22 protein-coding genes are annotated in these 22,551 nt (G+C 72.4%); 10 read left to right on the forward strand and 12 right to left on the reverse strand.

Going from position 1 to position 22,551, the window contains the following annotated elements; genetic code table 11:
* Positions 1-35: 35 nt before the first annotated feature.
* Positions 36-545 (reverse strand): HIT family protein, encoded by a 510-nt coding sequence (locus K7B10_RS19715; protein WP_229337626.1) that lies wholly within the window; start codon positions 543-545, stop codon positions 36-38.
* A 213-nt stretch (positions 546-758) separates the two neighbouring features.
* On the opposite strand from K7B10_RS19715, the gene K7B10_RS19720 reads away from it, so the two are divergent.
* From K7B10_RS19720 to K7B10_RS19750, 7 genes are all read left to right on the forward strand, one after another.
* The gene (locus K7B10_RS19720) at positions 759-1,772 is read left to right on the forward strand and encodes an alpha/beta hydrolase (RefSeq protein ID WP_229337628.1); all 1,014 of its coding nucleotides are present in this window, start codon (positions 759-761) and stop codon (positions 1,770-1,772) included.
* The gene (locus tag K7B10_RS19725; protein WP_229337630.1) at positions 1,765-2,976 is read left to right on the forward strand and encodes an acyltransferase family protein; all 1,212 of its coding nucleotides are present in this window, start codon (positions 1,765-1,767) and stop codon (positions 2,974-2,976) included. The genes K7B10_RS19720 and K7B10_RS19725 overlap by 8 nt, the downstream gene beginning before the upstream one ends.
* A 10-nt stretch (positions 2,977-2,986) precedes the next feature.
* Positions 2,987-4,354: a sensor histidine kinase gene (locus tag K7B10_RS19730; protein WP_308284608.1), complete on the forward strand. Its 1,368-nt coding sequence runs from the start codon at positions 2,987-2,989 to the stop codon at positions 4,352-4,354.
* Between the two features lie 9 nt (positions 4,355-4,363).
* Positions 4,364-5,044, forward strand: coding sequence for a response regulator (locus K7B10_RS19735; protein ID WP_229337632.1), 681 nt, complete (start codon positions 4,364-4,366; stop codon positions 5,042-5,044).
* Positions 5,045-5,131: 87 nt separating this feature from the next.
* Complete coding sequence (locus K7B10_RS19740; protein ID WP_229337634.1) at positions 5,132-6,484, forward strand: sensor histidine kinase; 1,353 nt, start codon at positions 5,132-5,134, stop codon at positions 6,482-6,484.
* Entirely contained in the window at positions 6,481-7,140 is a 660-nt protein-coding gene (locus K7B10_RS19745; RefSeq protein WP_229337636.1) for a response regulator, read from the forward strand. The genes K7B10_RS19740 and K7B10_RS19745 overlap by 4 nt, the downstream gene beginning before the upstream one ends.
* 211 nt (positions 7,141-7,351) lie before the next feature.
* On the forward strand, positions 7,352-8,548 hold the full coding sequence (locus tag K7B10_RS19750) for a cytochrome P450 (RefSeq protein ID WP_229337638.1): 1,197 nt from the start codon (positions 7,352-7,354) through the stop codon (positions 8,546-8,548).
* A gap of 25 nt (positions 8,549-8,573) precedes the next feature.
* Here K7B10_RS19750 and K7B10_RS19755 read toward each other — a convergent pair whose 3' ends face one another.
* On the reverse strand, positions 8,574-10,148 hold the full coding sequence (locus K7B10_RS19755) for an ABC transporter permease (protein ID WP_229337639.1): 1,575 nt from the start codon (positions 10,146-10,148) through the stop codon (positions 8,574-8,576).
* Positions 10,145-11,083, reverse strand: coding sequence for an ABC transporter ATP-binding protein (locus K7B10_RS19760; RefSeq protein ID WP_229337641.1), 939 nt, complete (start codon positions 11,081-11,083; stop codon positions 10,145-10,147). The genes K7B10_RS19755 and K7B10_RS19760 overlap by 4 nt, the downstream gene beginning before the upstream one ends.
* A 75-nt stretch (positions 11,084-11,158) precedes the next feature.
* Between K7B10_RS19760 and K7B10_RS19765 the strand changes: the two genes are divergently transcribed.
* Together K7B10_RS19765 and K7B10_RS19770 are read left to right on the forward strand one after the other, a co-directional pair.
* A complete protein-coding gene (locus tag K7B10_RS19765; protein ID WP_229337643.1) occupies positions 11,159-11,662 on the forward strand; it encodes a GbsR/MarR family transcriptional regulator in 504 nt (167 codons plus the stop codon).
* A gap of 12 nt (positions 11,663-11,674) precedes the next feature.
* Positions 11,675-12,262 (forward strand): alpha/beta hydrolase, encoded by a 588-nt coding sequence (locus K7B10_RS19770; RefSeq protein ID WP_267501424.1) that lies wholly within the window; start codon positions 11,675-11,677, stop codon positions 12,260-12,262.
* 63 nt (positions 12,263-12,325) lie between these two features.
* Here the strand turns inward: K7B10_RS19770 and K7B10_RS19775 are convergent, their stop codons facing one another.
* Positions 12,326-13,132 (reverse strand): diacylglycerol kinase catalytic domain-containing protein, encoded by an 807-nt coding sequence (locus tag K7B10_RS19775; protein ID WP_229345226.1) that lies wholly within the window; start codon positions 13,130-13,132, stop codon positions 12,326-12,328.
* A 184-nt stretch (positions 13,133-13,316) separates the two neighbouring features.
* Here K7B10_RS19775 and K7B10_RS19780 point away from each other — a divergent pair, with 184 nt between their 5' ends.
* Positions 13,317-14,600 carry an adenylosuccinate synthase gene (locus tag K7B10_RS19780; RefSeq protein ID WP_229337648.1) on the forward strand — a complete coding sequence of 428 codons (1,284 nt, stop codon included), beginning with the start codon at positions 13,317-13,319 and terminating at the stop codon, positions 14,598-14,600.
* Here the strand turns inward: K7B10_RS19780 and K7B10_RS19785 are convergent.
* The 8 genes from K7B10_RS19785 to pyrE form a co-directional block, all read right to left on the reverse strand.
* Positions 14,584-14,913 (reverse strand): hypothetical protein, encoded by a 330-nt coding sequence (locus K7B10_RS19785; RefSeq protein WP_229337650.1) that lies wholly within the window; start codon positions 14,911-14,913, stop codon positions 14,584-14,586. The genes K7B10_RS19780 and K7B10_RS19785 overlap by 17 nt on opposite strands.
* Before the next feature lie 77 nt (positions 14,914-14,990).
* A complete protein-coding gene (locus tag K7B10_RS19790) occupies positions 14,991-16,688 on the reverse strand; it encodes a PKD domain-containing protein (RefSeq protein ID WP_229337652.1) in 1,698 nt (565 codons plus the stop codon).
* Positions 16,689-16,829: 141 nt separating this feature from the next.
* Positions 16,830-17,714 (reverse strand): alpha/beta hydrolase family protein, encoded by an 885-nt coding sequence (locus K7B10_RS19795; protein ID WP_229337654.1) that lies wholly within the window; start codon positions 17,712-17,714, stop codon positions 16,830-16,832.
* Positions 17,715-17,880: 166 nt separating this feature from the next.
* The gene (kynU, locus tag K7B10_RS19800) at positions 17,881-19,104 is read right to left on the reverse strand and encodes a kynureninase (RefSeq protein ID WP_229337656.1); all 1,224 of its coding nucleotides are present in this window, start codon (positions 19,102-19,104) and stop codon (positions 17,881-17,883) included.
* Positions 19,097-19,942, reverse strand: coding sequence for a tryptophan 2,3-dioxygenase (locus tag K7B10_RS19805; protein WP_229337658.1), 846 nt, complete (start codon positions 19,940-19,942; stop codon positions 19,097-19,099). Before K7B10_RS19805 ends, kynU begins: the two co-directional genes overlap by 8 nt.
* 208 nt (positions 19,943-20,150) lie before the next feature.
* The gene (locus K7B10_RS19810) at positions 20,151-20,564 is read right to left on the reverse strand and encodes a DUF3151 domain-containing protein (protein WP_229337660.1); all 414 of its coding nucleotides are present in this window, start codon (positions 20,562-20,564) and stop codon (positions 20,151-20,153) included.
* A gap of 129 nt (positions 20,565-20,693) precedes the next feature.
* A complete protein-coding gene (gene fbaA / locus K7B10_RS19815; RefSeq protein ID WP_229337662.1) occupies positions 20,694-21,716 on the reverse strand; it encodes a class II fructose-bisphosphate aldolase in 1,023 nt (340 codons plus the stop codon).
* A gap of 287 nt (positions 21,717-22,003) precedes the next feature.
* The gene (pyrE, locus tag K7B10_RS19820; RefSeq protein WP_229337664.1) at positions 22,004-22,543 is read right to left on the reverse strand and encodes an orotate phosphoribosyltransferase; all 540 of its coding nucleotides are present in this window, start codon (positions 22,541-22,543) and stop codon (positions 22,004-22,006) included.
* Positions 22,544-22,551 lie beyond the last annotated feature (8 nt).

Below are 22,551 nucleotides of genomic sequence, written 5' to 3' on the forward strand. Positions count from 1 at the left end.
GGGAACGCCGTGACCGCGCAGGGGTACGCGTACTCCTACGCGTCCGCGTCCGCCTCGGCCTCCGCCTCCGCCTCCGCCGACCGGTCCAACTCCTCCCCGATCGCCGCGCGCAGCCCGTCGTGCCGGGGGCCCAGCCCGTACCGGCTCCCCCGCATGTACTCGTCCCCGTAGAGCCACACCGGCATGCGCACCCTGTCGGCGGGCTCCCAGTCGTAGCGGGGCCAGATGTGGGCGTGGAGGTACGGATCGGTGTTGCCCAGGATCTCGATGTTCACCCGGCGGAAGGCCGGATCGAGGCGCCTGCAAGCCCGTTCGACGGCCCCGGCGAGCCGCTCCATGTCACCGAGGTACGCCAGTCTGCGCGCCCGCGGCAGGTCCGAGAGCCGGGTCACCGACGGATCGTCGGTCAGCAGCACCGCGTACCCGGGGAGGAACTGCCGGTCCCCGATCACGGCGAAGCCCTGGTCGAGGCGGCGCAGGACGGTGGGGTTCTCGCCCCGATGCGCGCTGCCTATGCGGTCGTTGCGCCAGTCACCGTTGGTCATCCGGGGACCGTACTCCACCGTCCCGGGGATACGTCCCGAGGACTGATCGACCGCTTCGGGCGTGGCTCTCAGGTCTGCCCTGTCATACCTGAGAGCCATACGGAAAGGGCGCTCTGCAGCGGGACGCCGACGAGGCCCCTCCATTCCTAACTTCGAGACCAGAGATGACGCGAGGACAGCCCTCTGGATCGAGCGAAGGAAAAGGGACCCGCCATGACCCGCGCCGCAGGCCGCCCCGCAGGCCGCCCACAAGGACGCCTCGAAGGACGCACCGCGGGCCGCCGCGCCGGACGCCACCCCGGCCGGCTGCGGCGGACCCTGCTGGCCGGGCTCGTCGCCGCGGCGGTCGTGTTCCCCGTCTCCGCCGCCGCCCCTCCCGACGTCCCGGCCCCGCCGCCCGCCGTGCTCGCCGAACAGGCCCCGCTCCAGGCCCGGTACGCCGCCAACCGCGCCGACCTCGCCGAGGCGGGCCGCATGGCGCGGGACGCCGGCCGCACCGGCCGCGCGGCGAAGCTGCGGGCCATGGAGGCGGACGGCACCGCCCGGTTCCTCGCCTTCGACGGTCGCGGCCGGGGCCGTGCCGTCGAGGTGCTCGGCGATCTGGAGACCGCCGACCGGGTCGCCGTACTGGTGCCCGGCTCCGACACCACCCTGGACACCTACCAGCGGTTCCGCGCCGGGGCCGTCGCCCTGCAGCAGCGCCTGCGCGCCGCGCATCCCCGCTCCGCCGTGGTCGCATGGCTCGGGTACGACACCCCCGGCACGGTCAGCGCGACCGTCCTGACCGCCGACCGGGCGGATGCGGCGGCCGCCGAACTGGGCCCCTTCCTCGCCCGGTTGGGGCGGGCCGCCGCGCCCGGCGCCCGGCTCTCCCTGCTCTGCCACTCCTACGGGAGCGTGGTCTGCGCCCGGACCGCCACCGGCCCCGAAGTCGGCGACATGGCCCTGTTCGGCAGCCCCGGTACGGGCGCCGGCTCCGCCGCCGAGCTGCCGACCGGCGCCCGGGTCTGGGCCGGGCGCGGCGGGGCCGACTGGATCGGACACGTCCCCCATGTCCGCCTCGGCGGGATCGGCTTCGGCACCGACCCCGTCGACCCCGCCTTCGGAGCCCGGCTCTTCGCCGCCGGCCCCGGCGGCCACAGCGACTACCTCAAGCCCGGCACCACGTCCCTCGACAGCCTGACCCGCATCGTCCTCGGCCATGACCCGGAGGTCCCCCATGCGTAAGCTCCGTGCCCGCTGGTCCGTCCTCGCGGACCGCATCGACGCCGGGACACCCGCCGACCGGGACCGGGCCGTGGACGCCCTGCGGGCCTTCGCCATCCTCGGCGTGGTGCTGGGCCACTGGCTGGTGACCGCCCTGACCACCGCCGACGGGGGCCTGGGCAACACCAGTCCGCTGGCCCATCTGCCCTGGCTGGCCCCGGTGTCCTGGATGTTCCAGACCCTTGCAGTGTTCTTCCTGGTCGGCGGCCATGTCGCCGCCCGCGGCCACTCCTCGGCGCGCGAGCGCGGGGTGCCGTACGGGGTGTGGGTCGGGCAGCGGCTGTCGCGGCTGTTCCGGCCGGTCGCCGCGGTGCTCGCCCTGTGGACCGTGACCGCGGCCGGGATGCTGCTCGGCGGGGCGGAGCCGGGCACCGTCCAGACGCTGGTCAAGCTCGTCCTCTCCCCGCTCTGGTTCCTCCTCGTCTTCACCGTGCTCACCGCCGCCACCCCGCTCGTGGCCCGGATCGGCCCGCTGTGGCCGCTGGCCGTGGTGGCCGGTGTGGACGTGTGGCGGTTCGGCTTCGGCGGGCCGGAGTGGATCGGCTGGGTCAATGTGGCCGCCGGCTGGCTCGTCCCCTACACCCTGGGCGCCGCCTGGTCCCGCGGGGCGTTCGCCCGGCGCGCCCCGGCCGCCCTCCTGCTGGGCGCGGGCGCGGCCGCCACCGTCGGGCTCGTCCTCTGGGGCGGGTACCCGGCCTCCATGGTCGGCGTCCCCGGGGCCCCGATATCGAACCTGAACCCGCCGACGCTGGCCGCCGTCTCCTTCGGCCTGGCCCAGTGCGGGCTGGCGCTGCTGCTCCGCGGCCCGCTGGAGCGGGCCATGCGAAGGCCCCGGGCCTGGGCGAAGGTGGCGCTGATGAACCTGTCCGCGATGACGATCTTCCTCTGGCACCAAACCTCGATGATGGCCGTCACAGCCCTGGGGCTACTGGCCCCCGTCGACCTGCCCGGACTGCACACCGTGCCCGACTCACCGCAGTGGATAGCCGCCCGGCTGCTGTGGCTGCCGGTGTTCGCCGCCGCACTGGGCGTCTGCTGGGCCGCGTTCCGTACGTACGAGCAGGGCGGGCGGCCGAAACGGGGCGGCTCCTCCAGGACCGTCGCGGCCTCCCGCCCGGCGGCAGGTTCCCCGCCGGCACCGGCCGCGGAGATCACCCATGCCTAGGCTGGCCGGTGTGAACGAGCAGAGCGCGCCCCCGGCCGCCTCCCCGGCCAAGGACCGGAGTCCGGCGGCCGCCGGGGCCCCGGCGGCAGACCCGCACGGGCATCCGGGCCGGGCCGCCGCACCCCGGGGAGGGTGGCTGGGGGCACTGGGCCGGGACCTGCTCACCGCGGAGTGGGATCCGCTGCCCAAAATGTCCCGGCCGCGGTGGCTGAACCGGCTGCCGCATATTGCGGTCGGCTACGTCGCCGTCTTCTTCTGCTTCCTCACCACGGAACAGCTGGGCGACCACTACGGCGTCACCGGCGGTCCGCCCCTGGTGGCGGCGCTCCTGACCGGCGCCTCGATCGCGCTCGCGATGTTCCGGCCGTTGGCCGGCTGGTGGCTCGGCCTGCTGGCCGGCGGGCTGAGCGCGTGGCTGATCCGTCCCGACGTCGGCGCGGGGCAGACGTGGCCCTGGACGGCCGGAGGGTTGATCGCCTTCGCCCCCGTGCTGCTGCTGGTCGCCCTGCGCGTACCGCCGCGCGTGACCGTCTCGGCCGTCACCGTCCCCGTCGTCCTCACCGGCCTGGCCGAGCTGCTCTGGAAGCCGGAGCACGGCCAGACCACCGTACTGACGGCGCTCCTGCTCTACGGGTTCGTCGGACTGCTCGGATACGCCCTGCGGGCCACCCGCCTGGCCCGCGGCAAGCTCGTCGAGCAGGAGACGATCACCGAGGAGGAGCGGGCCCGGCGCACCCTGCTGGAGGAGCGCAGCCGCATCGCCCGCGAACTGCACGACGTCGTCGCCCACCACATGTCGGTGATCTCCATCCAGGCGCAGGTCGCCCCGTACCTGGTGGAGAACCCCTCCGAGGAGCTGAAGGAGAACCTGGCGGGCATCCGGGAGAACGCCCTGGAGGCCCTGACGGAACTGCGCCGGGTGCTGGGCGTGCTGCGCTCCGAGCAGCCGGACGATCCGGCGAACCCGCACCATCCGCAGCCCACCCTCGCCGAACTGGACGGCCTGGTGGACAACGTCCGCGGTGCGGGGCTGGTGGTCACCACGGAGATCGCGGGTGTCCGGCGGCCCCTGACCCCGGGCGTCGAGCTCACCGCGTACCGGATCGTGCAGGAGGCGCTGAGCAACTGTCTGCGCCACGCGCCCGGTTCCCGGGTCGAGGTGGGCATCGCGTACGGGCCGCGCGAGCTGCACCTGTGCATCGCCAACAGCGCGCCGACCCGGCCGGCCCCGCCCTCGCACGGCGCCGGGCACGGGCTGCTGGGGATGCGGGAGCGGGCGGGCATGCTGGGGGGCGAACTCGCCGCCGGCCCCCGCCCGGGCGGGGGGTACGAGGTGAGCGCCGTGCTCCCGATGGATCCCGAGACGAAGAAGGACTGAAGAGGACGCATGAGCACTCCGGCCGACCCGATCAAGGTGATGATCGCCGACGACCAGATGATGGTCCGGCAGGGATTCACCGTCCTCCTCAACGCCCAGCCCGACATCGAGGTCGTCGGTCAGGCCGTGGACGGGGCCGACGCGGTGGCGAAGGTCGCCGAACTCGGGCCGGACGTGGTCCTGATGGACATCCGCATGCCCGGAATGGGCGGCATCGAGGCCACTTCCGTCATCACCGCGGTGCCGGACTCCGCCGTCAAGGTGCTGGTACTGACTACCTTCGACCTCGACGAGTACGTGTACGAGGCACTGCGCGCCGGCGCCTCGGGGTTCCTGCTGAAGGACGCGTCGGCCGACCAGCTCGCGGAGGCGGTCCGGGTGGTGGCGGCCGGCGAGGCACTGCTCTCGCCGAACATCACCAAGCGGCTGATCACGGAGTTCTCCCGGATGGGGGCGCCGCGTGCGCCGTCGAGGGCTCGGATCGACGAGCTGACCGAGCGGGAGACCGAGGTGCTGTCGCTGATCGCGCAGGGGCTGTCCAACGCGGAGATCGCCGGGCACCTGGTGGTGGCCGAGCAGACCGTGAAGACCCATGTCGGGCGGATCCTGGTGAAGCTGGGCCTACGGGACCGGACCCAGGCCGCGGTGTTCGCGTACGAGACGGGTCTGGTCCGTCCGACGGGCTACTGAGTAGCCCGGGTAGTACCTGAGAGGGAGGCCGGGATATCCCCTTCAGCGGCGACGCGGACGAGGGGGCGGCCGACCTACGGTGTGGGTATGAGCGAGACGACCTCCCGGGTGAATCCCCGGACACCCGAGTTCCGGATGGCTTCCGGCATGTTCCAGAGCCTGCGCCGGGATCTGATCACGGACGCCTTCGCCTACCGGCCGCTGGCGCCGATGCGCACCGACGGACCGGTGACCCGGCGGCTTCCCCGGCGGATACGGCCGTACATGGCGTATCTGCCGCATGCGGTCGTCGGATTCGTCGCCTTCTTCGTGGTGATGCTGACCTCCACGACCAGTGGGGAGTACGTCGCGGCGAGCAGCTCCCTCGTGATGGGGCTGGTCGCGGCCACTCCGGTACTGATGACGCTGGTGCGGCCGGTGGGGGCGTTCTGGGCGGCCATCGCCGCCACCGGGGCGCTCGCGGTGGTCGGCTCCAGCTCGAACGACGTGTGGCCCTGGTCGCCGGGTGCCTTCGTCTCCTACCTCGCCACGGTGACGTTCGCCGCGATGCGGACCAGGCCCCGGGCGGCCGGCTGGATGTGGCTGATCACCCTGGGCATCGGGATCGGGGTACCGGTCGTGCTCGGCCGGGGGGAGCCGGTCGAGGTCATGCCGATGGCCTTCCTCCTGGCGGTCTCGCTGCTGGTGGTGACGGTCCGCAACATACGCAGGGAAGCGGAGCAGGAGGTCAGCGCGCAGCAGGAGGTCACGGCCGTCGAGCGGGACCGGCGGACGCTGCTGGAGGAGCGGACGACGATCGCTCGGGAGCTGCACGACGTGGTGGCCCACCACATGTCGGTGGTGGCGATCCAGGCGGAGGCCGCGCCGTACCGGGTGAAGAACCCGCCGCCGGAGCTGGAGGCGGCGTTCGCCACCATCCGGGAGAACGCGGTGGCGGCGCTGACGGAGCTGCGCAGGGTGCTGGGTGTGGTGCGCTCCGCGGACTACGAGGCGCCGGACGCGCCGCAGCCGACACTGGCCTCGCTGGACGGGCTGCTGGCCAATGTGCGGGAGGCCGGGCTGAGCGTGGAGAAGACGGTGACGGGTGCGGTGCGGGAGCTGCCGCCGGGCGTGGAGCTGTCGGCGTACCGGATCATCCAGGAGACGCTGAGCAACACTCTGCGCCATGCGCCGGGGGCGGCGGCCTCGGTCGAGGTCTCGTACGTACTGGGCGGGTTGGGCATACGGGTGGTCAACGCGGCGGCGACCGGGGACGTGCGACCCTCGCCGGGCGCCGGGCACGGGATCACCGGGATGCGGGAGCGGGTGGCCATGCTGGAGGGTGAGATGACGGCCGGAGAGACCGAGGCGGGCGGGTACGAGGTGTCGGTGTTCATACCGGTGCGCGGCCGGCAGGGCGAGGCCCAGGACGCGGCGCAGGGGCCGGGGCAGTCGGCATGACGATCAGGGTGTTGATCGTCGACGACCAGATGATGGTCCGGGAGGGCTTCTCCGTCCTGCTCAACGCGATGGACGGCATCGAGGTGGTCGGCGAGGCGGTGGACGGCCGCGAGGCCATCGCCCAAGTGGCGGCGCTGCGGCCGGACGTGGTGCTGATGGACATCCGGATGCCGGTGATGAACGGGCTGGAGGCGACACGGGAGATCGTGGCCTCCGACACGGACGCGAAGGTGCTGGTCCTGACGACCTTCGACCTCGACGAGTACGTGTACCAGGCCCTGCGGGCCGGGGCCTCCGGGTTCCTGCTCAAGGACGCCTCGGCCCGGCAGCTGGCCGACGGGGTGCGGGTGGTGGCCTCCGGTGAGGCGCTGCTGGCGCCGACGGTCACCAAGCGGCTGATCCTGGAGTTCTCGAAGCTGTCGACCCCGCCGAAGCTGGCGGATCCGGCGGGGATAGGGGAGTTGACCGAGCGGGAGACGGAGGTGCTGGTGCTGATCGCGCAGGGGCTGTCCAACGTGGAGATAGCGGACCGGCTCATCGTCGCGGAGTCCACGATCAAGACGCATGTGAGCCGGATCCTGGTGAAACTGGGTCTGCGGGACCGCACCCAGGCCGCGGTGTTCGCCTACGAGACCCGCCTGGTGACCCCGGCCTAGCCAGGGCCGGGCGGGGCCGGGGCCGGGCGGGGCCGGGGGCCGGGGGCCGGCGGTGTCGAGGCCGCGGGGCGGGTGGTGTCGAGGCCGGCGGTCTCGGCGGCCCGTTGCGCGGCCTCCGTGGCTGCTGGGGCACGGGGGCTCTGTCGCCCCGGCGCGCAGGCCTCACACGCGAGTTCCGGCCGCGCGCGGGGCGGTCTTCTACAGTGAAGGGATGGGCTTTGATCCGTGGGACGCCGCGTTCGTCGCCGATCCTTACCCCGCCTACCGCGAGCTGCGGGAACAGGGGCGGGCGCTGTGGTGGGAGGCCACCGGGCAGTGGCTCGTGCCGCACTACGCCGATGTGAGCGCGCTGCTGCGCGACCGCCGGCTCGGCCGGACCTACCTGCACCGCTTCTCGCACGAGGAGTTCGGCCGCGAGGCCCCGCCCCCGGGGCACGAACCCTTCCATGTCCTCAACGACAACGGCCTGTTGGACCTGGAGGACCCCGCCCACGCGCGTGTGCGGCGCCTGGTCTCCAAGGCGTTCACCCCGCGCACAGTGGAGCAGCTCGCGCCCGCCGTGGACCGGCTCGCCGGGGAGCTGGTCGGTCAACTCCTCGCCGACGGGGGCGGGGACCTGCTCACCGTCGTCGCGGAGCCGCTGCCCGTGGCCGTGATCGCCGAGCTGCTCGGGGTCCCGGAGGCGGACCGAGCCCTGCTGCGGCCCTGGTCGGCGGACATCTGCGGGATGTACGAGCTCCGCCCCGACGAGGAGACCGCGCGGCGCGCGGTCCGCGCGAGCGTGGAGTTCAGCGCCTACCTGCGCGAGCTGATCGCCGAGCGGCGCAAGGAGCCCGGCGAGGATTTGATCTCCGGCCTGATCGCCGCCCACGATGACGAGGGTCGGCTCAGCGAGCAGGAGATGATCTCCACCTGTGTCCTCCTGCTCAACGCGGGCCACGAGGCCACCGTGAACACCACCGTCAACGGCTGGTGGGCCCTCTTCCGCCACCCCGAGCAGCTCGCCTCGCTCGATTCCGAAAAGTTGTCCACAGCTGTGGATGAACTGATGCGTTACGACACACCCCTCCAGCTCTTCGAGCGCTGGGTGCTCGACGACATCCGGATCGGCGACACCCTCATCCCGCGCGGAGCCGAGGTCGCGCTGCTCTTCGGGTCCGCGAACCGGGACCCCGCCCGGTTCGGTCGGCCCGACGCCCTGGACCTCGTACGGGACGACAATCCGCATCTCAGCTTCGGCGCCGGGATCCACTACTGCCTCGGTGCTCCACTCGCGCGGCGGGAGCTGACCGCCTCGTTCGGGGCCCTGCTGGCAGACGGCGTCCCGCCCCTGAAGCTCGTGCGGGAGCCTCGGTGGCGGGACGGGTACGTCATCCGCGGTCTGGACGAACTCCTCGTGGAGTTCTGAGAGTCAGGGGCGTTGCGGGCGGAGGCTACGCGGCCAGGTCGCGGCGGCGCAGCGCCGCCAGGCCGGCCGCCAGCAGGGCCGCCGCCAGCGCGGTCAGCACCAGCAGCGGGGCCCAGGCCAGGGCCTCGGCACCCGGCAGCTTGGGCAGGTGGGCGAAGGGCGAGAGGTTCAGGACGGCCTGCGGGAGGTTCAGCGCGGGGCCGATCCAGCCCAGCGTCAGCGCGCCCCCGGCCACCGCCCAGGCGGCCACCGCGTAGCGCGGGGCGGCTCCGTACAGGAGGGCCGCGAAGGCCCCGATCATCCAGACCGCCGGGAGCTGGGCGAGCGTCGCACCGACCGCCGCGGCCACGCCCTGACCGTGCCCGATCCCCAGGCCGAGCCCCGCCAGCAGCAGGATCAGCGCGGAGCCGCCGAAGGCCACCGCCAGGTGGCCGCCGGCCCAGCGCAGCCGGCCGACCGCGTTCGCGAGCAGCGGTTCGGCGCGCTGCCCCGACTCCTCGCCGCTCAGCCGCAGCACCGCCGAGACGATGAACAGGGCGGCGATCATGCCGAGCATCCCGGCCATCGTCGCGAGGAAGGCGTCCGCGATCCCGCTCTGCCCTCCCATCCGCTCGATGATTTCGCGGGTCCGTTCGTTGTCACCGACCAGCTGCGCGGCCCCGTCCGTCATCCCGCCGAAGACCACCCCGGCCGCCAGGAACGCCAGGCTCCATCCGATCAGGCTCCCCCGCTGGAGCCGCCAGGCCAGGGCCCCCGGGCCGGCGAGCCGGCCCTCCGCCGGGCCCGGGCGGGCCGGCAGGAAGCTCATGCCGATGTCGCGGCGGCCGGCCAGCGCGTACGCCGCCGCCACCTGCACCGCCACGGCCGCCGCGAACAGGGCGAACACCCACCAGCGTTCGGCCGCGAAGGCCCGTACGTTCTCCAGCCAGCCCAGCGGCGACACCCAGGTCAGCGCACTCGAACCCCCGGCGCTCCCGGCGTCCCCGGCGGCGCGCAGCACGAACGCCGCGCCGATCGCCGCTCCCGCGAGCCCCTTCGCGAGCCGCGCGCTCTCGGTGAGCTGCGCCGCGATGGCGGCCAGGGCCGCGAACAGCATCCCGGTGGCGCCGATGCCGAGCCCGAGGGCCATCGCACCGCCCGCCCCGCGCCCGGTGAGCCCGGCCGTCACCAGCAGCGCGGCGAGCCCGTTGGCCGTCAGGGCCGCCAGCAGCGCGGCCGTCAGCGGCGCCCGGCGGCCCACCATCGCCGCGGAGAGCAGCTCCTGACGGCCCGTCTCCTCCTCTTCGCGGGTGTGCCGGACCACGATGACCAGGCTCATGATCCCGGCGAGCACCCCGGCGAAGACCCCGCCGCGCCATGCGGTCAGCGCGCCGATCGAATCGCCGAAGACCGGCCCGTACAGGGCGCGCAGCGAGCCGTTGGTGTTCATCGTGCCGAGCAGCCGGGCCCGTTCGGCGCCCGTCCCGTACACCGACTCCAGCGAGGCGGGCAGGCTGAGCACCAGCAGCGCCACGACCGTGATCCAGACCGGCATCATCACGCGGTCGCGGCGCAGCGCGAGGCGCAGCAGCGTTCCCGTGCCGGCCAGTTGGTTCCTCATCGCGACACGCCCGCCTTCACGCCGCCGTCGGCGCCGTTGCCGTTGCCGTGCACGTCGTCCGCGTAGTGCCGCAGGAAGAGCTCCTCCAGCGTCGGCGGGGTCGAGGTCAGCGACCGCACCCCGGAATCGGCGAGCGAGCGCAGTACGGCGTCCAGCTTGTCCGTGTCGGCCTGGAGGCGGATCTTCAGCCCCCGCACCTCCACGTCGTGCACGCCCGGCAGCTGCGCGATGCCGTTCGGCGGGCCGGCGAGCTCGGCGCTGATCGACGTACGCGTCAGGTGCCGCAGATCGGCCAGCGTGCCCGTCTCCACGGTGCGGCCCTTGCGGATGATGCTGACCCGGTCGCAGAGGGTCTCGACCTCGCTCAGGATGTGCGAGCTGAGCAGGACGCTCCGCCCGGCGGCGCGCGCCTCGGCGACGCAGCCCTGGAAGACCCCCTCCATCAGCGGGTCCAGCCCGGAGGTGGGCTCGTCGAGGATGAGCAGTTCGGCGTCGGAGGAGAAGGCGGCGACGAGCGCGACCTTCTGCCGGTTGCCCTTGGAGTACGTGCGCCCCTTCTTGGTGGGGTCCAGCTCGAACCGCTCGATCAGCTCGGCGCGCCGGGCCCGGTCCAGCCCTCCGCGGAGCCGCCCGTAGAGGTCGATGACCTCGCCGCCCGAGAGGTTGCGCCACAGGGTGACGTCGCCGGGTACGTAGGCGACGCGGCGGTGCAGCGCCACGGCGTCGGCCCAGGGGTCGCCGCCGAGCAGCTCGGCGGTTCCGGAGTCGGCGCGCAGCAGGCCCAGCAGAACCCGGATGGTGGTGGATTTGCCGGAGCCGTTGGGGCCGAGGAAGCCGTGGACCTCGCCGGCGTCGACCGAGAGGTCGAGGCCGTCCAGTGCGTGGGTGCGGCCGAACGCCTTGTGGAGTCCGGCGACACTGATTGCCTTCGTCATGATTCTGAACGTACGCTACTTTCACAAACTTGTGAAGCTAGGGAAACGTATAAAGTCGGAAGGGTGGCGGACGACATGAACACTCAGGCACCTGACGTACGGAGCGACGAAGCGGCGGTCTCCCGCTTCGTGGAGCGGTTCGCCGCGCAGCTGACCGAAGCCGGGATGCAGCGGATGGCCTCGCGGGTCTTCGCACAGCTGCTCGCGAGCGACCGCGGGTCGATGACCTCGGCGGAGCTGAGCGAGGCCCTGCAGATCAGCCCGGCGGCGGTGTCGGGGGCCGTGGCCTACCTGTCGCAGGTGACCATGGTCAGCCGGGAGCGGGAGCCGGGCTCCCGGCGGGACCGGTACGTCCTGCACAACGAGCTCTGGTACGAGACGTTCACCCGGCGGGACCAGGTGCTGAGCCTGTTCGAGAAGACCCTGCGCGACGGCGCGGCCGGGGTCGGCACGGACACCCCGGCCGGCGCGCGCATGGCGGAGACGGCGGCGTTCTTCGCGTTCCTGCAGGGCGAGATGCACGCGATGATGGACCGCTGGCGTGCCCACCGGGCCACCCTGGACCTCCCCACCCCCTAGCTAAGGGCTGTCTTGTCGGTCGGGCCGGATCAGGGAGCGGCCGACGACGCCGGACGCTCCCGCAGGATGGTCCGGCAGATCGACGGGCCGGTGCTGCTCGTGGGCCACTCGTACGGCGGAGCGGTCATCCCCGAAGCCGGCGGCCTGCCGAACGCGACGGGGCTGGTGTACGTCGCCGCCTTCGCGCCGGACGCGGGCGAAAGCCCCGGCGGGATCAGCCGGGAGCAGCCGCCCGCCGCGCTGGAGAACATCGCCCCCGACTCCGACGGCTGCCTGTGGATCAGGCCGGAGAAGTTCCGCGAGAGCTTCGCGCAGGACCTGTCCACCGAGGAGGGTCTGGTCACGGCGGTGACCCGGAAGGCCCCGCTGGCGTCGGCGTTCGGCGACCCCGTCACCGCACCGGCATGGCGGGTGAAGCCGAGGTGGTACCAGGTGTCCGCGCAGGACCGGATGGTCCACCCCGACGACGAGCGCCGCATGGCCGCGCGGATGGATCCGCGCAAGACCGTGGAGCTGGACGCCAGCCACGCGTCACTGGCGTCGCAGCCGCGCGCGGTGGCGGACCTGATCGAAGCGGCCGCCTCCGGGTCGGGCGCCTGACCAGGGCCGGCCCGGCCCCACCGCACGCCGGCCCGGCCCCGCCGCACGCGGGGCCCGGGCCGGTCAGCGCGGCAGCGTCAGCGACCACGCCCCCGGCAGGAGCGTCCACGTGCGGCGCCGGACGGGCCCCGCCACCAGCGCGTCCGCCCGGTAGCGGAAGTCCGATCCCGACACCGTCACCGAGGCCGCCTTCACCCGCAGAGAAGGGCCGCCGGCCAGCCGGACCGTCACCTCCGCCACCCCGCCGGAGGACGACGCCGGCACCACCCGCAGGTCCTCCAGCACCCGGTCCACGTCCACCAGCAGCTGCCCGTCCGCCTCCACCCGCAGCCGGTGCCCCACCCGGGCACCCGGCGGGACCAGCGTCCGCACCAGCGAGCGGTACGCGCTCCACACCGACGGCCCCGAAGGCCTGGCCGCCGCCCGGACGGGTGGAATCCGCAGATCCCCGAGCACCACCCCGTCGCTGTCGTCGACCAGGAGGTCCCGCGTCCGCACGGCCCCGTCCAGCACCGAGCGCGCCGCGGCCACCGCCGACAGCGGAACACCGAGGGTCCGCGCCAGCCCCAGCGACCCCACCTGCCCCACCGGAATCAGCGAAACGGCCCCGTCGCCAAGCCCGCGCTCCCGGTACAGCAGCCCCACGGCCCGTACCAGCGCCCGGTCGTCGCCGACGATCACCGGCTGCCGATGGCCCCGGCGGGCAAGAGCCCGCGCAAACTCCTCCTGCGAATCCGGGAGGCAGATTTTCGCCGCGGCTCCCGCCGACAGAACATCCTTCGCGATCCGCACGGACTCGCCGTCAAGACGGCGGGCGACCGGGTCGACGAGCACGAGCAGGCCGCCTACCGGCGCGCCCGCATGGCTCATGGTGGGCTCTGGAGCCGACACCTCGGTCCTTCCTCGGGTAGCATCTTTGTGCAAGAGGCCCTTGCGCTATTGCGCCAGGGCCTTCGTCTATTCCGGGGTACCGGTCCGACGGCTCAGCCTGCGGTGTACATCGTCGTACGCCCCCTGACCTTGGACATGCCCCATCCGGAAGAGGTGTACGCCTGTGCCCGCTCTTGTGCTGCTCGGAGCTCAGTGGGGTGACGAGGGCAAGGGAAAGGCCACCGACCTGCTCGGTGGTTCCGTTGATTATGTGGTGCGCTACCAGGGCGGCAACAACGCCGGCCACACGGTCGTCGTAGGCGACCAGAAGTACGCGCTGCACCTTCTCCCTTCCGGCATCCTCTCCCCCGGATGCACCCCGGTCATCGGCAACGGCGTCGTCGTCGACCCGGCCGTCCTGCTCTCCGAGCTGCGCGGCCTGAACGAGCGCGGCATCGACACCTCCAAGCTGCTCATCAGCGGCAACGCGCACCTGATCACGCCGTACAACGTCACCCTCGACAAGGTCGGCGAGCGCTTCCTCGGCAAGCGCAAGATCGGTACGACCGGCCGCGGCATCGGTCCGACGTACGCGGACAAGATCAACCGCATCGGCATCCGGGTCCAGGACCTGTACGACGAGTCGATCCTCGCCCAGAAGGTCGAAGCGGCGCTGGAGGGCAAGAACCAGCTCCTCGCCAAGCTCTACAACCGCCGCGCCATCGAGGCGGCGGCGATCGTGGAGGAGATGCTCCAGTACGCGGAGCAGATCAAGCCGTACGTCGCCGACACCACCCTGATCCTCAACAACGCGCTCGACGAGGACAAGGTCGTGCTGTTCGAGGGCGGCCAGGGCACCCTGCTCGACGTCGACCACGGCACGTACCCCTTCGTCACCTCCTCGAACCCGACGGCGGGCGGCGCCTGCACCGGCACCGGCGTGGGCCCGACGAAGATCAGCCGCGTCATCGGCATCCTGAAGGCGTACACGACCCGCGTGGGCGCCGGCCCGTTCCCGACCGAGCTGTTCGACCAGGACGGCGAGGACCTGCGCCGCATCGGCGGCGAGCGCGGCGTGACCACCGGCCGCGACCGCCGCTGCGGCTGGTTCGACGCGCCGATCGCGCGTTACGCCACCCGCGTGAACGGGCTGACGGACTTCTTCCTCACCAAGCTGGACGTGCTGACCGGCTGGGAGCAGATCCCGGTCTGCGTCGCGTACGAGATCGACGGCAAGCGCGTCGAGGAGCTCCCGTACTCGCAGACGGACTTCCACCACGCGAAGCCGATCTACGAGAACCTGCCCGGCTGGTCCGAGGACATCACCAAGGCCAAGACGTTCTCTGACCTCCCGAAGAACGCCCAGGCGTACGTGAAGGCCCTCGAGGAGATGTCGGGCGCCCCGATCTCCGCGATCGGCGTCGGCCCCGGCCGCACCGAGACGATCGAGATCAACTCGTTCCTCTAGGACCGACGCGAAAGGGGCGGTGCGCCACACGGCGCACCGCCCCTTTCCGCTTCCCGTCGTGTCGGTCGTTCTCGTAGAAGCCGAGGCAGTCGACGACCACGTCGACGCCCTCCCAGCCCTGGTTCCAGAAGTCGATGACGTCCCCCTTGCCGCCGGACGTCTGGACGATGCCGTGTGCGGTGGTGGCATACGTGTCCAGCGTGATGCCCAGATCCGGGTTCCCCCCGGCGGGCGCGGCCTGCGCCGTTGCGGGGACGAGACCGAGACCGGCTGTCTCGGGGGCGGCGGAGACTGCGCGTCGGCGATTGCGCACCGGCCCCCCGTGTTCCTGTGAGCGCGTGGAGCGAGTAGCGAGAAGCGAGCAACGTGGAGCGTGGAGCGCTTCTCGGACTAGCTGGTCTGGTACCAGGCGATCAGGTCGACGATCATGTCGATGTCCTGCCAGCCCTGGTTCCAGAAGTCGATGACGCCGCCCTTGCCCCCGGACGTCTGGACCAGGTTGGGCACGGTCGCACCCGCCGTCCAGTTCACGGACGAGGAGACGGGCCGCTGCGGCGTGACCGCGGTGCCGTTCCGGTAGTCGGGCCAGGTGTTCGGGTCCGCGGTGACCGACAGGAAGCCCGCTTCCTTGGTGTTGGTGACCGTGGTGTTCAGCACCCAGCCGTCGATGTCGGAGTTCGTCGTGTCGGCGTCGAACCGGACGGGGAGCATCGTACGGCCCGGCACCGGGCCGGCCTTGCGGCCCCAGCTGTCGATACGGGTGTCCAGGACCCGGTACGGGCCCCCGAGGCACACGAGGGCCGCCCTGCTGTCGGTGCTGTAGTAGCCGACCACGTCGGCCACCACGTCGGCCCGGTCCCAGCTGCCGTTGCGGATGGTGATCTTCCCGTCGGGGCCGACCGGCACGATCACCGCGTTCGAGACCGTCTGACCTGCGGCGAAGTTCACGCTGGAGGTGGACGGCGCCGCCTGTCCGCTCGGGTACGCGGTCAGGTGGCCCGCCGCCCGCGGATTCGTGACCGTCAGGTTGAGCGCCACCGCGGTGACGCCCTTGGGGACGCCCCCGCGCCCGGCCATGTCGACGCCGAAGGTCCCGTAGCCGGCCACCTGACCCTTCGCCGTACCGATGCCCTCGCGGGTGTCGACGGCGCGGACCGGGTTCAGCGTGGTGTAGCCGCTGGCGACCGACGCCGTGAAGTAGCCGGTGACGTCCGCGATCAGGTCGACGGAGTCCCAGCCTCCGTTGATCAGGTGCACGGACCCGTCCTTGGCGACCGGCACGATCACCTGGTTCGCGACGGTCTGCCCCGGGGCGTAGTTCAGGTTCGACCCGGTCTCGAAGCCGTCCTTGTCGGGCTGGACCACGACGTGACCCGCTCCCGCGGCGTTGGTGGCGGTGACGTTCAGGACCACTTCGGTGACCCCGGCGGGGATCTTGGCCGCGCCCGCGACCTTCAGGACCACGGAGCCCCGCCCGGCGACCTTGGCCTGCGCGGCGCCGAGGCCGGCGCGGGTGTCCAGCAGGCGCGTGGGCGCGTGGGCGGTGTACTCGCTGCCCGAGGTGACGAAGTCGAGCCGGTTCACGGCCTCGGCGCCGTTCGTGGTGTCCTTCACCGTGACCGTGACGGTGTACGAGCCGACGGCGGCGTACGTGTGCTGGGTGTTGCGCCGGTCGTAGCCCGTGCTGGAGGCCGTGACCTTGTCCGAGCTCCCGTCACCCCAGGCGATGGTGATGTCGAGATCGGCGACCTCGCTGCTGACGCGCGTCGTCAGGTCGATCGAGTGCGCGGTCGGCGTACTGGCTTCCAGATCGATCGCCAGGTACGGGTTCGTCTGCGCGCCCTGCGCGCCCTGCGCCCGCGCGGTCCCCCCGGACCGGGTCCCCGGCGTGACCACCGTACGGTCGGCCGGGCTGGAGAAGGTCTTGCCCCCCGGCCGCGACCCACCCGTGCCCGGGTTCACCCCGGTCGCCGCGGCCACGCCGTGGCCGGGCGGAACGGCGGGACCGGCCGCGGCGGCCGGAACGGAGGCGAGTCCTGCGAAAGCCGCCACGAGGGCGGCGGAAAACATGAGACGGCGACGGAGCACCGTTCCCCCCTTGGTCTGGTGCAAAACCCTGAACGGGTTCGAAAAAATCCCGTTCAGCGTACAGACAGGTCGGCTCCTCGGACCACGGGGTTCTTCCTCGTCACGTCCACGGGCAGTGGGGTCACCAGGCCCCACCAGGCCCTACCAGGCGAGCTGCGAGATCTCCTCGGCCACCACCGCGCAGGCGTCGGCCGCGGGGTCGATGAGCGGGAAGTGGCCGACCCCGTCCAGCAGCGTCAGCCCCACGGTCTCGCCGGCCTTCGCCGCCGCGGCCACGTACGACTCCGCCACCGACGACGGGACCACGATGTCCTCCCGGCCGTGGACGACGGCCGTCGCGATCCCGGTCGGCAGCAGGACCGCCGGGTCCGCGAACGGCAGCCGCTGCGCCCACTGTTCGGCGCCGCCCAGCAACTGCGCGGACGCGCCCCCGCACACACCCAGCTCCTCCGCGGCCACGAAGTCCGCGATCGGGGCGAGCGCCACCACGCCGCGCAGCAGCGGCGGGGAGGGCAGTCTCCAGGCGTCCGGGGACGCGGGCGGCAGGACGTGCCGGGCCGACGCCCACAGCGCGAGGTGGCCGCCCGCGGAATGGCCGGTGATGACCGTACGGCGCGGGTCGGCCTGCGGGAGGTGGGCCGGGACCAGCTCCGGGAGCGCGTCCATCGCGGCGGCCACGTCGTCGAAGGTCTCGGGCCAGCGGCCGGCCATGTGCCCCTCGGCGTCCTGGTGCGGCAGGGAACTTCCGCGCCGGTACTCGACGTTGGCGACGGCGAAACCCCGTCGGGCCAGGAAGTCCGCGAGCGGGGTGATGTGGTGCCGGTCGTACGGGGCGCGCCAGGCGCCGCCGTGCAGGAGCACGACCAGCGGGGCCGCGCCCGCGGCGCCCCCGCCGCGCGGGGCGTAGAAGTCGATCACCTGGTCGGGGTGGTTCCCGTAGGCCCCGGTCGCGTCGGGGGCTACCGGCGGGTGGGCGAAGGCCGAGGCGGCCTCGGCGGCGTCCCGTTCGACTGCGGGGTCCGTCATCGGCTCAACCTCTCGGTAACGCGTGGGACTGGTGTTCCGGCAGAGCGGGACCGTATCAGGCCGGAACAGGCCCGTCGGTGGCGGGCGGGGACCTTGGCCGGGATGTGCGGGGGCGGGCGGAGCCGAAGCCCCGCCCGCCCTTTTGCCGTGACGTTTCGCCCCTACATCACCCGAAGATGTGACCCAGTGTCCGGGCCGCGCGCTCCGCGTCGGCGAAACCGACGTAGAGCGGGGTGAAACCGAAGCGCAGGACGTCGGGGGCGCGGAAGTCCCCGATCACGCCGCGGGAGATCAGGTCGTCCATGACCGCGCGGGCGTTCTCGGTGCGCAGCGAGACCTGGCTGCCGCGCCGGCCGTGCTCGGCCGGGGTGACCGATTCGACCTTGCCGGCCGGGACGTACGCGGCCACGCACTCCAGGAAGAAGTCGGTCAGGGCGAGGGACTTGGCCCGTACGGCTTCCACCGAGACCCCGTCCCAGGCGTCGAGCGCCGCTTCCAGGGCCAGCATGGACAGGATGTCCGGGGTGCCGACCCGGCCGCGGACCGCGCCGGCCGCCGGGGTGTAGTCGGGGGTCATCGCGAACGGCTCCGCGTGGCCGTTCCAGCCGGGGAGCGGGGAGTCGAAGGCCTGCTGGTGGCGTTCGGCGATGTAGAGGTACGCCGGGGAACCGGGGCCTCCGTTCAGGTACTTGTACGTACAGCCGACCGCGAGGTCGACACCGTGCTCGTCCAGGCCGACGGGGAGCGCGCCGGCCGAGTGGCACAGGTCCCAGACGGTGACGGCGCCGGCGGCGCGGGCCGCCGCGGTGAGGGCCGGGAGGTCGTGGAGGCGGCCGGTGCGGTAGTCGACGTGGTTGAGGAGGACGACGGCGGTGTCCTCGCTCATCGCCTCGGCCGCGCGCGAGGGGTCGACCGGCATGACGGTGAGGCCGGTCATCCGGGCGGCCGACTCGGCGATGTAGCCGTCGGTGGGGAAGGTGGAGGCGTCGACCAGCATCCGCGTACGGCCGGGGCCGGCCAGGCGGGCGGCTCCGACCAGCGCCTTGAACAGGTTGACGCTGGTGGAGTCGCCGACGACCGTCTGGCCGGGGGCGGCGCCGATCAGCGGGGACAGCTTGTCGCCGATCCGCTCGGGCGCGGTCCACCAGGTGCCGGTGCTCCAGGACTGGATGAGCTCCGTGCCCCACTCGTGCGTGATGACCTGGGCGATGCGGGCCGCGACCCCGGTCGTCAGCGCTCCCAGCGAGTTGCCGTCCAGGTAGACGACCCCGTCGGGGAGGCTGAAGCGGTCGCGCAGCTTGCCGAGCTCGTCCGCGGTGTCGAGGGCGGCGGCGCGGGCGGCGAGGTCCGCCGGGGACCCCGCGCCGTACGAGGAGTTCGCGTCAGACATGGCTGCGCGCCGTCCAGAGCTCCGGGAACACGTTCTTCGTGGCGCGCTTTTCGAGCCAGGTCACGCCGGCCGAGCCGCCCGTGCCGGTCTTGGCGCCCATCGCACGGCGGGTGGCGACCAGGTGGTCGTTGCGCCAGCGCCAGACGAGCTCCGCGACGTCCGTGAGGACCTCGCCCAGACGGTGCAGGTCGTGCTGCGCGTCGGGGTCCGCGTACAGGGAGGTCCAGACGGCCTCGACCTCGGGCGAGGGCTCGTACCGCCGGGAGAGGTCCCGGTCCAGGACCGCCTGCGGGACGGGCAGGCCGCGGCGGGCCAGCAGGCGCAGCACCTCGTCGTACAGGCTGGGCTCCTGGAGGGCCTTCTCCAGCTCCGCGTGGACGCGCGGGGCGCCGCGGTGCGGGACGAGCATCGACGCGGACTTGTCGCCGAGGAGGAACTCCATGCGGCGGTACATCGCCGACTGGAAGCCCGAGCCCTCGCCGAGGGCGGCGCGGTAGGCGTTGAACTGGCCCGGGGTGAGCTGGGCGAGCGGGCGCCAGGAGGCGTTGAGGGCCTCCAGTTCGCGGAGGGATCGTTTCAGCGCATCCATCGCGACCGGGATGTCGTCCTCGCGGAGGGCCTTCGCGGCCGTCTCCCATTCGTGGACGATGACCGTGAACCACAGCTCCATGACCTGGGTCGTCACCAGGAAGACCATCTCGCCCGGGTCGTCCGAGCGGGGGTGCTGGAGGTGGGTGAGGACGTCCGCCTGGACGTAGTCCTCGTACGGGGTCGTGCCGGCGAAGTCGAGGTTCGGGGTGTCCGAACCGGCTCCGGAGGCATCAAGGGTGTTCGACATCGCTGTCTCCTCGACACGTGCTTCCGGGTAGCGGTCCGCCCCTTCCGATGGGTGAGTGGAGCCCCGGTCCCCTGCTCGCATCATAGGACCGGTTGCCCGGCTCCCTCTATTGGGGTGTGACCGGGGTCACAGGTGTTTTTCGGACACTACGGCATGCCGGGCCCCCGCGCTCGGGGTCCCGGCATGCCGGATGGGGATCAGGCGCGGCTCAGGCGCCGAGCACGTCCGCGGCCGTCTCGGAGGAGTCGCGCAGGAAGGTCGAGCAGCGCTCGTACTCCTCCTTCTCGCCGATCGCGCCGGCCGCGCGGGACAGGGCGTGGAGGGCGCGCAGGAAGCCGCGGTTCGGCTCGTGCTCCCACGGCACCGGGCCGTGGCCCTTCCAGCCGGCGCGGCGCAGCGCGTCGAGGCCGCGGTGGTAGCCCGTACGGGCGTACGCGTACGACTCGACGGTCCGGCCGGCGGCGAACGCCTCGTCGGCGAGGACCGCCCAGGCGAGGGAGGAGGTCGGGTGCGCGGCCGCCACCTCGACGGCGGGCGTGCCCGCGGCGATGGCCTCGCGGCCCGGCTCGTCGGGGAGGTGGGTGGGGGCGGGGCCCCCGAGCAGGTTCTGGTGAATGGACATGCCCCAAGTCTGGGGTATCCGGCCCCTCGACGGCTCGGCCGCCCCGGCCCGGGCGATCACGCCGAAGGGCCCGGGTCCGCCGTCGCGAGACGGCGGCCCGGGCCCTTCGGTCGTACGAGGTGGCGGGTACTACTTCAGCTTCGTGCCCGTCGAGCGCAGGTTCGCGCAGGCCTCGGTGACGCGCTTGGCCATGCCCGCCTCGGCGAGCTTGCCCCAGGTGCGCGGGTCGTAGGTGGACTTCTTGCCGACCTCGCCGTCGACCTTCAGGACACCGTCGTAGTTGCGGAACATGTGGTCCGCGACCGGGCGGGTGAAGGCGTACTGGGTGTCGGTGTCGAGGTTCATCTTCACGACGCCGTTCTCCAGCGCGGTGGCGATCTCCTGCTCGGAGGAGCCGGAGCCGCCGTGGAAGACGAAGTCGAACGGGCTGGTCTTGCCGTACTTCTCGCCGACACCCTGCTGGAGGTCCTTCAGCAGCTCGGGACGCAGGACGACGTTGCCCGGCTTGTAGACGCCGTGCACGTTGCCGAAGGAGGCGGCGAGCAGGTAGCGGCCCTTCTCGCCCAGGCCCAGGGCCTCGGCGGTGCGGATCGCGTCGTCGACGGTGGTGTACAGCTCGTCGTTGATCTCGTGGGTGACGCCGTCCTCCTCGCCGCCGGTCGGGGTGATCTCGACCTCGAGGATGATCTTCGCGGCGGCGGCCTTGGCGAGCAGCTCCTGGCCGATGGCCAGGTTGTCGGCCAGGGTCTCGGCGGATCCGTCCCACATGTGCGACTGGAAGAGCGGGTTCAGGCCACGGGCCACGCGCTCGGCCGACACCTCAAGGAGGGGGCGGACGTAGCCGTCCAGCTTGTCCTTGGGGCAGTGGTCCGTGTGCAGCGCGACGGTGACGTCGTACTTCGCGGCGACGATGTGCGCGAACTCGGCCAGGGCCACCGCACCGGTGACCATGTCCTTCTTGTGCTGGCCACCCAGGAACTCCGCACCACCGGTGGAGATCTGGATGATGCCGTCGCTCTCGGCCTCCGCGAAGCCGCGCAGTGCAGCGTGCAGGGTCTGGGTCGAGGTCACGTTGATCGCCGGGTAGGCAAACTTGCCTGCCTTCGCCCGGTCGAGCATCTCGTTGTAGACCTCGGGGGTTGCGATGGGCATCTGTCCGCTCCTTGGATGTGCGGGGAGTGTGCGATTGCTGGCCCTGACCTGGGGGCGACGTAACCGTCGGGCTCATCTTTCCAGACTCCGCACGACACTCCACCCGTGCCGGGTGGAGCGTTTCACGTGAAACACTCCGCCCGAACGGGAAAGAGCAGGTCAGGACCTGTGCCCGGAGCCCCGGGAACCTAAGTCACCAGTTCTCCGGCGGTCAGCATGCGAGACCGGACAAGATCAAATGCGATCGGGCGGGATCAGCGCGGGGGCACGATCGGTCCGGTGCGCACTCAGCCCAGGTCGAGATCGGCGAGCCGGTAGCCGGTGAGGTAGGGCAGACCCGCCTCGGCGATCGCGTCCGCGGCGCCGCGGTCCACGATCGTGGCGACGGCGACGACCTCGCCGCCGGCCTCGCGGACCGCCTCGACGGCGGTCAGCGGCGACCCGCCGGTGGTCGAGGTGTCCTCGACGACCAGACAGCGCTTGCCCTTCACGTCGGTGCCCTCGATGCGGCGCTGCATGCCGTGGGCCTTCTGCGCCTTGCGGACGACGAAGGCGTCGAGGCGTCCACCGCGCGCGGCGGAGGCGTGCAGCATCGAGGTCGCGACCGGGTCGGCGCCCAGGGTCAGACCGCCCACGCAGTCGAAGTCCAGGTCGGCGGTGAGGTCGAGCATGACCTGACCGACCATCGGGGCGGCCTGGCCGTCCAGGGTGATGCGGCGGAGGTCGATGTAGTAGTCGGCCTCCTTGCCGGAGGAGAGGATCACCTTGCCGTGCACGACGGCCTTGTCCTTGATCTGCTGCAGAAGCGCATCGCGTACGTCAGTCATGACCCCGA

Origin of the sequence: Streptomyces flavotricini, from assembly GCF_020639365.1 — a bacterium.
Classification (GTDB): domain Bacteria; phylum Actinomycetota; class Actinomycetes; order Streptomycetales; family Streptomycetaceae; genus Streptomyces; species Streptomyces flavotricini.

Excerpts from the sequence above, each read along its gene's own strand:
- K7B10_RS19715 (WP_229337626.1), bottom strand. The coding sequence starts at position 545 with ATGACCAACGGTGACTGGCGCAACGACCGCATAGGCAGCGCGCATCGG.
- K7B10_RS19720 (WP_229337628.1), top strand. The coding sequence starts at position 759 with ATGACCCGCGCCGCAGGCCGCCCCGCAGGCCGCCCACAAGGACGCCTC.
- K7B10_RS19725 (WP_229337630.1), top strand. The coding sequence starts at position 1,765 with ATGCGTAAGCTCCGTGCCCGCTGGTCCGTCCTCGCGGACCGCATCGAC.
- K7B10_RS19735 (WP_229337632.1), top strand. The coding sequence starts at position 4,364 with ATGAGCACTCCGGCCGACCCGATCAAGGTGATGATCGCCGACGACCAG.
- K7B10_RS19740 (WP_229337634.1), top strand. The coding sequence starts at position 5,132 with ATGAGCGAGACGACCTCCCGGGTGAATCCCCGGACACCCGAGTTCCGG.
- K7B10_RS19745 (WP_229337636.1), top strand. The coding sequence starts at position 6,481 with ATGACGATCAGGGTGTTGATCGTCGACGACCAGATGATGGTCCGGGAG.
- K7B10_RS19750 (WP_229337638.1), top strand. The coding sequence starts at position 7,352 with ATGGGCTTTGATCCGTGGGACGCCGCGTTCGTCGCCGATCCTTACCCC.
- K7B10_RS19755 (WP_229337639.1), bottom strand. The coding sequence starts at position 10,148 with ATGAGGAACCAACTGGCCGGCACGGGAACGCTGCTGCGCCTCGCGCTG.
- K7B10_RS19760 (WP_229337641.1), bottom strand. The coding sequence starts at position 11,083 with ATGACGAAGGCAATCAGTGTCGCCGGACTCCACAAGGCGTTCGGCCGC.
- K7B10_RS19765 (WP_229337643.1), top strand. The coding sequence starts at position 11,159 with ATGAACACTCAGGCACCTGACGTACGGAGCGACGAAGCGGCGGTCTCC.
- K7B10_RS19775 (WP_229345226.1), bottom strand. The coding sequence starts at position 13,132 with ATGAGCCATGCGGGCGCGCCGGTAGGCGGCCTGCTCGTGCTCGTCGAC.
- K7B10_RS19795 (WP_229337654.1), bottom strand. The coding sequence starts at position 17,714 with ATGACGGACCCCGCAGTCGAACGGGACGCCGCCGAGGCCGCCTCGGCC.
- kynU (WP_229337656.1), bottom strand. The coding sequence starts at position 19,104 with ATGTCTGACGCGAACTCCTCGTACGGCGCGGGGTCCCCGGCGGACCTC.
- K7B10_RS19805 (WP_229337658.1), bottom strand. The coding sequence starts at position 19,942 with ATGTCGAACACCCTTGATGCCTCCGGAGCCGGTTCGGACACCCCGAAC.
- K7B10_RS19810 (WP_229337660.1), bottom strand. The coding sequence starts at position 20,564 with ATGTCCATTCACCAGAACCTGCTCGGGGGCCCCGCCCCCACCCACCTC.
- fbaA (WP_229337662.1), bottom strand. The coding sequence starts at position 21,716 with ATGCCCATCGCAACCCCCGAGGTCTACAACGAGATGCTCGACCGGGCG.
- pyrE (WP_229337664.1), bottom strand. The coding sequence starts at position 22,543 with ATGACTGACGTACGCGATGCGCTTCTGCAGCAGATCAAGGACAAGGCC.